Raw genomic sequence first — 12,619 nt, 5'->3', positions numbered from 1 at the left:
CCCTCCGGATCAGGATCTGAAGCATGTCGATAGAACCGATCGGTTTCATCGTTCTGCTGCTTGGCGTGCTCGGCATGATCTACGGCGCGCGCTTTGCTCTTGCGACCCTGTGCCTGTCGACGCTGCTGGGAGCCGCAGCGGCTCTCCAATTGCCCGCGCTCGGCGGCAGCAGCATCCAGCCAAGCCATCTTCTGGTGCTCTTTCTCGTTTTGGCCGCCCTACTGCGCCCGGCTCAAACGCAGACGGTACTGGCCAGCATCGCCTATCCGGGCCCTGGCTTCTGGTTTGCCGCCTACATCCTGTTTTCCGTGGCATCGTCGTTCTTCTTGCCCCGCATCTTTGCAGGCGCGACCCTCGTCTACTCCTCTGCACGAGACGTCTCCGGGATGATGTCGACAGTGGCCGCTCCGCTGGCTCCAGGTTCGTCCAATCTCAGCCAATCCGTCTATCTGCTCGGCGACCTCGCCTGCTTTGCCGTCGTCTCGGGGCTCACCAGGCTCGGATATGCCCGTTTCGTTGCACAACAACTGATCGTCGCGTCGCTGGTATGTTTTGCATTGGCGCTTATCGATATCGGAACCTTCCTGACCGGACAGTCCTACCTGCTCGATATCATCAGGAATGCGAATTACACGATGCATACGGCCGAGACGATCAGCGGCTTCAAGCGCATCGTCGGTTCCTTTCCCGAAGCGAGCATGTATGGCGCTGTCGCGCTGGCCTATTTTTCCTTCACCCTGATGCTCTGGCTGGAGCGTGTTCAAAGCCGCATGGCGGGACTTGCAACACTTTTCATCGGCCCGACGATCATGCTTTGCACGTCAACAACCGCCTATATTGCCGGCATCTTCGTTATCAGCTTGTTCGTGCTGTTCTGCCTGAAACGACTGATCGGCGGCCCGGCCACGACCCCGCACGTGACACTCCTGGTGATCACGCTGTTCTTGATCCCCTGTGCCATCGTTGCACTCAGCCTCGTCCCCGACGCATGGGATTCCATTGTCGGCCTGGTGAACAGCACCCTGTCGGACAAGCTCCAATCGCAATCCGGCGAAGAACGGACCGCCTGGAACACGCTGGCATTGATCGCATTCGTTGATACCGCCACCTTCGGCGCCGGGCTCGGCACCGTTCGAGCATCGAGTTTTATCGCTGCATTGCTTTCCAATGTCGGATTAACCGGCACTCTTCTCTTCGTCACTTTCCTGTGCAGCCTTTTAAGGGCTTCCGGCCGGCGCGTATCAGGCGATCGCGAAAACCACGTGATCGGAAACGCCGCGATTATGGCATGCATCGCCCAGGTCGCCTCGGCGGCGATATCGGGAAGCGGCACCGATCTCGGCCTGCTGTTCAGCACCACGGCGGGTCTGGCGGCCGGGTGCCTGGCGCCAACCAATATCTCGCCGCGACGCACGGCCCGCTCGCTCGCCAACCGGATCCCACGGGAGACATCGATATCTCTGATGAGAGCGTCGATGTTTTCAGCACGATGATGCCCGCGCTCGAACTCCGCCGCCGCGCGAGAAGGAGCCCGTCGGCCAAAGGCACTCCTGCAAAGCGCGCCGCAGACGGATATGCTGGGAAGTCTACGTCTGCATCAGCCTTGCGGGCGCTCGCTGCTGGTCGCGACGTTGTCTGCGACCGAATTATTTTCCCGCAGCCTGGCACTACGCCGCAAAAGCCCCGACACGAATACGCCCGCGAGGTAGCCGATTTCCATCATTGCGAGGATGGCAAAACCGGAGAGGACCGCCGCAAGCACGGAAGACCCATCAGCGAAAGCCACGCTGCCGAACCCGATTGCCACGAGGAATGCAAAAAATGCGAAGGCCCAGGCACGGATGGAAGCCCCGGCAGCGATCGAAATCACGGCTGCCACGATCGTGGTGATCAGCATCGCAATCCCCCTTCCCTCTGCATTCCGACACGGCTTGCAACCCCAATCGTCGGTCCGCGAAACAAGATGTCGAAACCCAGTCTTGTGACAGGCAAGGCACTCTTCATGGTGAATATCTCAACAATGATCACACAAAAGCCGCCGGCAGCCAGATCCGACTCGGCCACCACCGGACTGGACGCGTGCTATATATACCGAACGGGGCCTTCATATGACAGACCCGTCGGCTCAATTCACAACTGTTCCCTCGACTGGAAAGACAATGCCGGTTCATTTGTATCGCGCACAATCGGAAGGGTGATGACATGAACAATCAGTGTGTCGTCTACGTCACGGATGTCGAGTATTCATTTCCGACTATTCTCTCGGCGCTGCAGGCCCGCAAATTCGCAAGCCCCGCGACCGATGTCTGCGTTCTCATGTCGGAACATCTCGATAATTTCGAAGAACTGAAAGCCCTGCTCGCAACGAGCGGGGTCGACTTGGTTGATGTGACCGAAGCGCTGCAGGATTCGCTCGGCAAGCTCGACGGATCGCATTTCCAGGGACGCATCAGCGTCAGCACGATGGCCAAGCTGGTGCTTTGCGAGATTTTGCCTGCCAACTATACCCAGATCATCTACCTTGACGGCGATACGCAGATCGTGAGCGATCTCAGCGGGCTCGAAAACGCCGCCGTGCCCGAAGGCAGGTTTTTCGCGGCGCGCGATTACACGGCGATCCATGATTTCCTCGACACTGGAAAGAGCAGCCACTATTTCAACGCGGGAGTCCTGAAATTCCATCGCAACGGCTGGATCGGGCAGGAGGCACTTGAGCTTTTTGCTAAAAATCCTGAGGCCTGCGAGGGCAAACACGATCAGGGCGCATTGAATTATGTCTGTGGCTCATCGCTGATCCTGGTATCGAACCGCTGGAACTTTCCCAAGCAGTTCCTTCATCTGGTCAACATGTCCTCCTTGGCGATCGTGCATTACATGGCCCATCCGAAGCCATGGCACGGAACCTTCTTTCCATGGACAGATAAGGAAAGCCAGGTTTACGTCGACCTGCGCAAAGCTCATCCGATTTACAACTCTTTGTATCGCGGAATAAGCTTCGATCGTAAGATCTTGTATAAGTACCGGTCGATCCGAGCGCGCATCGAACACGCAATTGAGAAAAGCGGACCTGATCCGCGGGTCCAAAACCTGCTGGTCGGCGATTACGCCGTATGATGACGCATCGTTGGTTCATCATGAGGGGAATGTCGGCGTGACCGATCTCAGCATCGCCGGTCGACCCTTGGATCGCAGGCGGGAGCGCAACTATTCATCTATTCATTCCAGGATAGAGGATGTTCAGGACAGAATATGAGTTATAGGGCTTCCGCCGCCAGTATCTCGCATTACGCAAAAGCCCGCCTGCGCCGGTCGCTCAAGGCCCGGCAGGTTCGCTATGACCTGCTGCGCGATGGGCTCAGCCAGGCACGTCACGTCGTCATCTGCGTCATCCGCGACGAGGGGCATCGACTGGCATTCTTCCTGCAATATTATCGTGATCTCGGCTTCGAGCATTTCATCTGCATCGACAACGGCTCGACCGATGGCACGGTCGAGTTGCTGTCCAGCTTCGACGATGTCTCACTTGTTTCTGCCCACGGGTCCTACAAGGCGGCGAGATTCGGAAACGACTGGATCAACGAAGTCATCAATCGGCACTGTCGGGAGAAATGGGTTCTCTATGTCGATGCAGACGAATTCTTGGTCTATCCCCATTGCGACACGCGGCCGATCGATCAATTGACTGCCTATATCGATTCCATGGGCGGCCGTTCCCTCCGCTCGGTGATGATCGACATGTACAGCCCCCATCCCGTTCTCGAAAACATCTGCGAACCCGGTCGAAATCCGCTCGAAGTCTGCAATCTCTTCGACCGGTCCGGCTACGTCGCGCATTTCGACAAACGCAACTGGACGATATGGATCAAGGGCGGCGTTCGTGGGCGGGTCTATTTCCATGACCGGCTCTGGGATGGCCCTGCGCTCAACAAGATACCCCTCGTCTACGTGGGCGGCGAGCGTCTTTTTCTGAAGTCATCCCACCAGGTCTGGCCGCTCTCCCTGAATTTGGGCGACATGCACGGCGCGCTCGGCGTATCCGGCGCGCTTCTGCATTTCAAGTTCCTGTCGACCTTCGTGCACAAGGTTGCCGATGCGGCGCACCTTTCCCAACATACGGAGGAATATGCGGTATATTCCTCGAGCAAGGACAAGGGTGATTTCGTCTACGACGATACCGGCACCTACAGAAGCTGGAAGGATCTCTCCGATCACGGGCTTATCCAGGGTGAAGGCTGGAAATACTGGAGAAATGCCTCCGAGAGCGAAGTCTGATGCAGGTCGTCTAAATGCACTGCTTGCACCTCCAGTTCGCCGATCAGTCCGCCTTTTGGAACGATTTCCACGATGAACTCTCGTCCGTCGGCGAGCCGGGTGCTTGCCCTCACCATTCCGCGCTGAACGCGGGCGAACATGTCGATGACGTCACCGGCGCCGGCAATCACCTCACCGCGGCGAAACTTTCGGACACTTGAACGGCAAAACGGGAACTCATGATCCAGATTCCTCCGGCCACCGTATACAATACCAACAGGCCCGTGAGTAACCGCCTCGCCTAGTCGCAACGCGTCTCCTCCAGTCTTGTTATCTCTGATGTCAATCGCCCCGCGACACACCCAGATCCACACAGAATAATTCCTTTACTATCGTTGACGACACCGAAAATAGATTAAATCAATGAGTAAAATTAGAAAAATATAAAAGACTATCTACAATTATACGTAAATCATGATTGATCCTCATGTTTATATACAGAGAAGTAATATTTAATTCTGTTAATTATTTAGATTTTGAGATTTTATTTGAATTTGACGCGATCATGGCAATTTCTAAATTATCGAACAAGTCGGAACGGCAGATGATTAATCCCATTGCCGCACATTAATACTAATAACATTTCGCTTATTTACCCCTGGCACGCAAATAGTATTTTAAATATCCACAAGAACACTTTGGGATAGAAAGAATTTATTCACCAATATGACCTCGGTCACAGACATCAAACCTGTATTAAAACAAGCTTTCGCTGTGATTTCTGGGCTTCGCCCAACGGAGACGCGGATGGCGGGAAAAAATCATGGCATCAACCGAACCGACCCTTGGCGGGATTACACCAGCAGGCGGCAGGAAGGGTATCCATTCAATTCGTCCAAATCCCACACCATCAGCAGGATTCTGAAGCGCGTATTGGATTTCACCATTGCGGCGTCTCTCTTATTTCTTCTGTCGCCGCTCCTTCTGTCTGTAGCACTCATCATAACGCTAAGCGATAGGGGCTCCATTCTCGATTCCCATCGGCGGGTCGGCTATAGGGGAAAAGAGTTCGGTTGCCTCAAATTTCGGACGACGAGAACCGACGAAGGAGTCGGCCCGCACGTGACTGTCCTCGGCGCCATCCTGACGCGATCGAGCCTCGACAAGCTTCCAAAATTGATCAACGTGCTGCTTGGGCAAATGAGCCTCGTCGGACCCCGCGCCGTTACCAAAGAAGAGCTGCCGCGTTACGGCGAACATGCCTATGCCTACATCGCGGTCCGTCCCGGCCTGATCGGTCATTGGCAGACGAGCGAGCGCATCAGCTATCAGAATAGCGTTTCCCTCGACGTCGAGTATCTGTGCAAATGGACGCTCGCGTTGGATTTCATGATCATGGCAAAAACGCTGTCGGCCCTGCTTTCCCGGCACGCCTTACTGCCCAAATTGGACTCGTAGAGTATTTCGGTTTTCCCGCCGAAAAGCGTAAGCGATTTTCGGCGAAGTTATGATGTAAATATCTGATTGAGAAATTATTTCAGGCATTCAGACAACCTTAAACCATTCTGTTCCAGCGGGCGAAAATCGTCATTTTTGTGGAAGTTGCCTTCGTTCCGGCACGGCTGAGATACCTCACGGAGGTCGCATCCTGCCTGCTCAGCCATTGCATTATCCGTGAGGATGCTTGCCGGTCACATGTGAGCGCTCGGTGATAGCGTCCTTTTTCCGCCTCTTTTGGACATGCGCCCACAAGGAGTAGCCGAATAGACCCACCAGATAGCATATTTCCATCAGTACAAGCGCTTCGAGAGAGTAGGCGACCGCGTCCGAAAAGGAGGAGCCTTTCAGCAGGATCACAACACCCAAGGCAGCGACCAGAAGAAATGCAAAGATTGCAAAAGCCCAAGCGCGAATGGTCGCTCCGGCAGCGATGGAGATGGCAACCACGATGAGCGTGCTCTTCAGCATTAATTCTGCTCCTCTCTTCATGCCTCCTTCAAGCCACCGCCTGCCCTCAATGACATGGCAAAACCCAAAGTCGAAACGAAGTCCGATCAAAGTATTTTATCTATTATTGTTAAAATATTGCTAATAACCGCAGAACAACCCAATCGAACCGCGCGAAGAATATTTGGCTATTCCTTATATAGGGTCGTTCATCGTCCGAAATCAAAGATGCTTGGAGCATGCGGGAAGGTTTAGGTATCGAATTTGTAAGGAGGAGCCGCGGTGCTGCCGCGAAGTTTCAGCGCTTAACTGAACATTCGTTCGTTTGTACCGAAAAGATAAGCCTGAACATAAGCTTGCGTGTGTGAAGTTATGCAGCTGCTATGCTCCAAATAGCGCCTGTCAGCCCAGCAGACGATGCGACGACCTCAGTGATCTGCGGCAAGCCTGCCCCAGGCTCGACCTTCGCGACGGGATCGGATCTTCCTCGGTGGCGGTCGACCACGTTGCAACGAAACAGGGCTCGCCAGTGATTGGCGAGCCCTGCTGATGTCTTTGCCGGTTAGGCGGCGATGGAATTGCCGGCCTCGCGACCGGCATCTGTAAGTCTATTTCGCGACTGCGGCAGCCAATTGCCGTTTTGCGCCGCGTTGGAGACTGAGGTTTTCAAGCCAAGTGACTTGTTTTCGCAATTTCAACGCCGGCTTTTCAATGAATCTCCACGAGAGGGCAGCAAAACAAGTCGCAACGATGCTGCAGACAATGCCGTTCAACAACCAGTTATGCGCCCAAGGGCCGAGCGCTACGAACGCCTGTTGGATGGGATATCCATAGAGGAAGACACCGTAGGAGTAGTCGGCCCCGCGCAAAACACCGAGCTTGCGGGGCGAGGTCAGGCCGAGGAAAACCGTGACATATCCCATAGCCGGAATGGCTATGAAATCCCCAAAGGCGGTGAACCAGTAGGCCCAGAATATCATTGCCACCGAGGCAAGGAAAATTCTCGCATCCCACAGAACCTTATCCTTGTAGAGATAGAACGTCACGCCCACGAGAAAAGCACAAATAAGCAGATTGCCCGACGCGGTCGTGGGCATCGTCGCCCAATCACCTTCATGTTTCCAATACCTTGCGATACCGAAGCTTACGATCAAAGCCGGCGTTGCGATAAGGGCGATTACGCGTCGCCTGACCACGCCGAGCACAAAGAGGGAGGCGATCACAGCATAACACTCGAGCTCGAAGGGCACCGTCCAGAGTTGCCCGTTCACCATCGTGGCGTCGGGATTATCCAGGAACACCCCTGGAAGATTGAAGTGAATGTGCCCTGTGACATTCAGCAGGTAGGTAAAGAATTGAGGGTCGGTGAAATAGTCACGCAGGTCATACTCTGTATAGATTGCCCCGAGTATAAAGGCAGCCAGCAATACCTCCACTGCAAGAGCAGGGTAGATCCGGATAAATCGGTTACCGAGAAATGAGATCAATGTCTTTGACCGTTCAAGACTGCCGGCCACCAGGAATCCACTCAAGACAAAGAACATCGGGAGCACTGACTTGATGACAGGACGGAAGGATGACTCCCAGAGAAAGAGGTCATCGCCGTACGTGACGCGGGCCGTATGTATCCAAAGCACTGAAAAGGCTAACAGTAATCGCATATAATCGAATCCTGTTGGTCGCCCGTTCGCTAGATCAAGCTTTTCGCCGAGAAACATCTGTGCCCCTTTCAGAAGTATCACTCGATTTAGAATGGCAAGCTGTTGCCGCAGAGCGGCGGCGGCAACATTGCCAGATCGGAGCCGCGTGTCAGTGACCAGAGGTACATCAGGAATAAATTGAACGAGAGAGCTCCCCTCTCCCGAAGAAGAGAGAACTGACCATCAACCCAATGGCCCTGTGCTTCCCGAGGTGCCATGCGACGGTCGGAATTTAAGTCCAGGCGATCGGGCGGCGGATTGGATGAGGAAACGATGAAATTTCTGGCCGCCCTGTTCTGTATTGTTCTTGCCTTTATCGGATTGGCCCTAACGGGAGGCGGCACCGTGCTGCTCAGCCTCGGCGGCTCGCCCTATTACGCGATCGTCGGGCTTGCCTATCTGATCGCCGCGCTTCTGCTGTGGCGCCGGAACACGTCAGGCGCGCTCATTGTCCTGCTTATTGCCGTTTTCACCCTTCCCTGGGCACTATGGGAGTCGGGTCTCAATTTTTGGGCGCTCTTTGCCCGCTTGATGTCCCCCATCGCGTTAGCGGGCTTTGCACTTCTCTTTGCACCGTCGCTATCGCCAACTGCTAACCGAAAACTCTTCTATGGCGGCACCTTGCTTGCGGCCACCCTGTTCACAGCGGGGTTCAGCCTTGCTTTCACGCCGCATGGGCTAATCCGCCCTTCCGCCGACATCCCCGCCTATAAGACTGCCAAGGGCGACAACTCACCCTCCGACTGGGCATCTTATGGCCGCAGCACGGCTGGAGATCGCTACTCCCCGTTCGATCAGATCAACCGCGGCAATGTTGCCAGGCTAGACCTTGCCTGGACATATCGCACAGGAAAAGGTGAAGGCGCCGATCAGAACACGCCTCTGCAGATCGGCGATACGATCTACACCTGCACGCCGACGGACGTCATCGCAGCGCTTGACGCAGATACGGGCAAACCGCGCTGGACCATCGATCCCAAGGCCGCGGCGCCGTACTGGCAGCGCTGCCGCGGCCTCGGTTACTACAAGATGCCGCAGGAGGCCCAATCCGCCGACGGCCTTTGCAACGAACGCTTGGTGCAGACAACGATCGATGCCCGCCTCCTGGAGATCGACAGCAAGACCGGCGCGCCCTGCAAGGGTTTCGGAGACAATGGCACCGTGCAGCTCTCCCAGGGCATGGGTGAAGTCAAGTCAGGCTATTATTTCCAGACATCGGCGCCGCTGATTGCCCGCAATCTGATTGTCGTCGGAGGCTGGGTCATCGACAATCAGGAGGTCGGCGAACCCTCGGGCGTCATCCGCGCCTTCAATGTCGTCACCGGCGAGCTCGAATGGGCATGGGATCTCGGCAACCCTGAGGTCACCAAACTCCCACCGGAAGGCCAGACCTATACGCGGGCCACGCCCAACATGTGGACGACGGCCGCGTTCGACGACAAGCTTGGCCTCATCTATGCGCCACTCGGCAATACCACCCCGGATTATTACGGCGTCAATCGCCCGGCTTTCGCCGATCGATACAATTCCACATTGGTGGCGCTCGATGTCACGACGGGACGGGAGAAATGGAAGTTCCAGACCGTTCATCACGACATCTGGGATTATGACCTCCCGGCTCAACCGGTTCTGATCGACCTGCCTGATGGCAATGGCGCCACCGTGCCTGCACTCTTGCAGACCACCAAACGCGGGCAGCTTTTCCTGCTCAATCGTCAGACCGGTACACCGCTTGCCGAGGTTCAGGAAAAGCCGGTGCCGCAGGAAGGTGGCGCGCCGGGAGAGAAATTATCTCCGACGCAACCCTATTCCGTCGGCATGCCGACAATCGGGGCGGACCGGGTGACGGAGCAGACGGCCTGGGGCCTGACGATGTTCGATCAGCTGGCATGCCGCATCGCCTTCCGAAAGATGCGCTATGATGGCGATTTCACCCCGATCGGCCCGCAATATGCGATCCAGCAGCCGGGAAATCTGGGCGGCCTCAACTGGGGGAGCGTATCGGTCGATCTGCCGAACAACCGGGTCTTCATGAACGATATCCGTGTGCCCAGTCTCTTCGCACTCATCCCACGCGGGGAGTATGTCGATTTTTCCCTCGCCACGACCGCGCATGGCCCCTCTGCTCCGCAGCGCGGTACACCCTATGGCATGGCCACCGAAATGTGGACCTCGAGGCTCCGAGTTCCCTGCACGCAGCCGCCCTTCGGAACTGTCACGGCCGTGGATCTGAATACCCGCAAGATCGCATGGCAGGTTCCAGCCGGGACCGCCGAAGAACTCGGGCCATTTAAGGTCAAAACCAATCTGCCCATGCCGATGGGCCTGCCGAGCTATGCCGGCACGTCCGCGACCGCCGGCGGTGTCGTTTTCTTCGCCGGTTTTCAAGACTATTATATCCGCGCCTATGACGCCGAAAACGGCTCGGAACTCTGGAAATATCCCCTGCCGGTCGGCTCGAGCGCCACGCCCATGACCTATGTCTCGCCCAAAACCGGAAAGCAGTATGTCCTGATATCGGTTGGTGGAGCGCCATATTCGACGGACGTCGGCGACTATGTGTTGGCCTTCACTCTCAAAGACGAACACTAGCCGCTGTCAGCGCACAAGCTTACCCGACCCTCTCCACGCCAAACGAACTCATCGCGGGACCCGCAAGGCAGTGAGGATTTGGCGACGTTGCCCGTCGCATTGTGCTATTTTGGTCCGACGAGGAACTGAGGCTACGAGCGTGACGCGAAAACTGGCGGCGATCCTGGTCGCGGATGTGGTCGGCTACAGCCGCCTCGCCGGTGCGGACGAGGATCGCATCCTGGCGCGGCTGCGAACGTTGCGCAGCGATCTGGTCGATCCGACCATCGCCGTGCACAATGGCCGTGTGGTCAAGCGTACCGGAGATGGAAGCCTCATCGAGTTTCGCAGCGTCGTCGACGCCGTCCGCTGCGCGATCGAAGTGCAGACCGCGATGGTCGAGCGAAATATCGGCGTGGCTCCCGAGCAACGCATCGAGTTCCGGGTCGGGATCCATCTGGGGGATGTCGTCGAGGAGAGCGATGGCGATTTGATGGGTGACGGCGTCAATATCGCTGCGCGGTTGGAGGGAGTTGCCCAGCCCGGCGCCATATGCCTCTCCGAAGATGCCTACCGCCAGGTGAGAGCGCGGCTTGAATGTGCGGTGACCGATCTCGGCAAAGTCCCTCTCAAGAATATCGCGGAGCCGATGCAGGTCTATTTGCTGCAGGTCGGAACCGTCTCGCCGCCGGCGTCGCCACGGCAACCTGGAGAGCAGCCGGCGACGAAACGGCCTTCGGCTGCAGCCGTTCCCGACAAGCCCTCCATCGCCGTACTGGCCTTCAACAATATGAGCGGCGACGCCGAACAGGAATATTTCTCCGACGGGATCAGCGAGGACATCATCACCGATCTCTCCAAGCTGTCCGAATTGCACGTGATCGCCCGCAACTCATCCTTCATCTACAAGAATGTAACAGCCTCGGTGCCTGAGATGGCTAAGGCGCTCGGCGTCCGTTATGTCCTCGAAGGCAGTGTGCGCAAGGCCGGCAATCGCGTGCGTGTGACGGCCCAATTGATCGACGCCAGCAATGGCGGACATATCTGGGCCAGCCGCTACGATCGCGATCTCACCGACATCTTTGCGGTTCAGGATGAACTGACTAAGGAGATCGTCACAGCGCTGAAGCTCAATCTCACCCATGGCGACCAGAACCGCTTAGCCCACGGGCGCGCTGTCGATGTCGGCGCTTACGAGTTGCTATTGCGTGGTCGCGAACAGGCATCGGCCCATACCCGAACAGGAAATCGAGCCGCCCGCAGCCTGGCGGCAGACGCTATCACCATCGATCCGGACTATGCAGCGGCATGGGCACTCATGTCCTTCACGCATGTGCTCGACTACGTCAACGCCTGGAGCGACGATCCGGAGGCTTCGCTGCAGGTCGGGCTGGATCTCGCGCAGCAGGCAGTGGAAATGGCTGAGGAACAGCCCAACAGCCACTTCGCACTAGGCATGGCCTGCATGTGGAACCGCGAACTGGACCGGGCCCGGGCAGAAGTGCTGCGAGGCCTTGCGCTTTCTCCCAACTCCGCCGAACTCCTGATACTGATGGCCCATATCCAGATATTTTCCGGCGATCCCAAAGGCGCCTTGGAAACGCTCGAGGCATCGGTGCGGCTTGACCCGCATCATCCGGAAATTCTTTTCCAATTTCTCGCTGATGCGCGTTTTTCTCTCGGTGAATATGAGCAAGCGATCATCGCGATCGAGCTGCGGCTCCAACAAAACTCCCAATCGGAAACCGCCTATGCCCTGCTGGCATCATGCTACGGCCACCTCCGCCGGCCCGAGGAGTGCCGACGCGCATGGGAAAAGGCACTCCAGATCAATCCAAATTTTTCCGTCGAGCGCCGCCGCCGCGTCCTTCCCTTCCGAAACCCCGAGGATTTTAACCGCCGCGTTGAAGGACTCCGCAAGGGCGGCCTGACCGTCCCTAATCTCGATCGGTGAACCACCCCATAAACGCAAAAACCCGCCGTGAGGCGGGCATTTTGTTATTGTATGTTTGATATCCGGGGGTTTGGTTGCGGGGGCAGGATTTGAACCTGCGGCCTTCAGGTTATGAGCCTGACGAGCTACCGGGCTGCTCCACCCCGCGCCATTGCAGATCGATTTGATCTGCTTGAGTATTGTAACACGAAAGGCC

At 56.6% G+C, this 12,619-nt stretch carries 9 protein-coding genes, 1 tRNA gene and 1 pseudogene; 6 read left to right on the top strand and 5 right to left on the bottom strand.

What is annotated here, in order from left to right; all coding sequences use genetic code 11:
• Positions 1–23 precede the first annotated feature (23 nt).
• A complete protein-coding gene (locus tag GR197_RS29695) occupies positions 24–1,493 on the top strand; it encodes a hypothetical protein (protein ID WP_164016124.1) in 1,470 nt (489 codons plus the stop codon).
• Positions 1,494–1,597: 104 nt separating this feature from the next.
• On the opposite strand, the gene GR197_RS29690 is transcribed toward GR197_RS29695, so the two are convergent.
• On the bottom strand, positions 1,598–1,897 hold the full coding sequence (locus GR197_RS29690) for a hypothetical protein (RefSeq protein ID WP_164016122.1): 300 nt from the start codon (positions 1,895–1,897) through the stop codon (positions 1,598–1,600).
• A 305-nt stretch (positions 1,898–2,202) separates the two neighbouring features.
• Here GR197_RS29690 and GR197_RS29685 point away from each other — a divergent pair, with 305 nt between their 5' ends.
• Both GR197_RS29685 and GR197_RS29680 read left to right on the top strand, forming a co-directional pair.
• Positions 2,203–3,114: a glycosyltransferase family 8 protein gene (locus tag GR197_RS29685; protein WP_164016120.1), complete on the top strand. Its 912-nt coding sequence runs from the start codon at positions 2,203–2,205 to the stop codon at positions 3,112–3,114.
• 135 nt (positions 3,115–3,249) lie between these two features.
• Positions 3,250–4,272 carry a glycosyltransferase family 2 protein gene (locus GR197_RS29680; protein WP_164016118.1) on the top strand — a complete coding sequence of 341 codons (1,023 nt, stop codon included), beginning with the start codon at positions 3,250–3,252 and terminating at the stop codon, positions 4,270–4,272.
• Here GR197_RS29680 and GR197_RS29675 read toward each other — a convergent pair.
• A pseudogene (locus GR197_RS29675) lies at positions 4,236–4,613 on the bottom strand (cyclic nucleotide-binding domain-containing protein); the annotation flags it as partial. The gene GR197_RS29680 and the pseudogene GR197_RS29675 sit on opposite strands and share 37 nt — an antisense overlap.
• A 445-nt stretch (positions 4,614–5,058) precedes the next feature.
• Between GR197_RS29675 and GR197_RS29670 the strand changes: the two are divergent.
• Entirely contained in the window at positions 5,059–5,709 is a 651-nt protein-coding gene (locus GR197_RS29670) for a sugar transferase (protein WP_164016116.1), read from the top strand.
• Positions 5,710–5,919: 210 nt separating this feature from the next.
• Here GR197_RS29670 and GR197_RS29665 read toward each other — a convergent pair whose 3' ends face one another.
• Positions 5,920–6,219, bottom strand: coding sequence for a hypothetical protein (locus GR197_RS29665; RefSeq protein ID WP_164016114.1), 300 nt, complete (start codon positions 6,217–6,219; stop codon positions 5,920–5,922).
• A 587-nt stretch (positions 6,220–6,806) separates the two neighbouring features.
• Positions 6,807–7,916, bottom strand: a complete 1,110-nt coding sequence (locus GR197_RS29660; protein ID WP_164016113.1) for an acyltransferase family protein — start codon at positions 7,914–7,916, stop codon at positions 6,807–6,809.
• Positions 7,917–8,171: 255 nt separating this feature from the next.
• Between GR197_RS29660 and GR197_RS29655 the strand changes: the two genes are divergently transcribed.
• The gene (locus GR197_RS29655) at positions 8,172–10,490 is read left to right on the top strand and encodes a membrane-bound PQQ-dependent dehydrogenase, glucose/quinate/shikimate family (protein ID WP_164016111.1); all 2,319 of its coding nucleotides are present in this window, start codon (positions 8,172–8,174) and stop codon (positions 10,488–10,490) included.
• Between the two features lie 139 nt (positions 10,491–10,629).
• Positions 10,630–12,423, top strand: coding sequence for a tetratricopeptide repeat protein (locus tag GR197_RS29650; RefSeq protein WP_164016167.1), 1,794 nt, complete (start codon positions 10,630–10,632; stop codon positions 12,421–12,423).
• 71 nt (positions 12,424–12,494) lie between these two features.
• Here GR197_RS29650 and GR197_RS29645 read toward each other — a convergent pair.
• Positions 12,495–12,571 (bottom strand) — tRNA-Met (locus GR197_RS29645).
• Positions 12,572–12,619 lie beyond the last annotated feature (48 nt).

Source organism: Rhizobium phaseoli (assembly GCF_010668805.1).
Classification (GTDB): Bacteria; Pseudomonadota; Alphaproteobacteria; order Rhizobiales; family Rhizobiaceae; genus Rhizobium; species Rhizobium phaseoli_A.
The sequence above is the reverse complement of the archived record's forward strand: the minus strand, read 5'-3'. Positions and strand labels throughout refer to the sequence as shown.

Coding starts and splice junctions, on each gene's coding strand:
- GR197_RS29695 (WP_164016124.1), top strand. CDS start 24: ATGTCGATAGAACCGATCGGTTTCATCGTTCTGCTGCTTGGCGTGCTC.
- GR197_RS29690 (WP_164016122.1), bottom strand. CDS start 1,897: ATGCTGATCACCACGATCGTGGCAGCCGTGATTTCGATCGCTGCCGGG.
- GR197_RS29685 (WP_164016120.1), top strand. CDS start 2,203: ATGAACAATCAGTGTGTCGTCTACGTCACGGATGTCGAGTATTCATTT.
- GR197_RS29680 (WP_164016118.1), top strand. CDS start 3,250: ATGAGTTATAGGGCTTCCGCCGCCAGTATCTCGCATTACGCAAAAGCC.
- GR197_RS29670 (WP_164016116.1), top strand. CDS start 5,059: ATGGCGGGAAAAAATCATGGCATCAACCGAACCGACCCTTGGCGGGAT.
- GR197_RS29665 (WP_164016114.1), bottom strand. CDS start 6,219: ATGCTGAAGAGCACGCTCATCGTGGTTGCCATCTCCATCGCTGCCGGA.
- GR197_RS29660 (WP_164016113.1), bottom strand. CDS start 7,916: ATGTTTCTCGGCGAAAAGCTTGATCTAGCGAACGGGCGACCAACAGGA.
- GR197_RS29655 (WP_164016111.1), top strand. CDS start 8,172: ATGAAATTTCTGGCCGCCCTGTTCTGTATTGTTCTTGCCTTTATCGGA.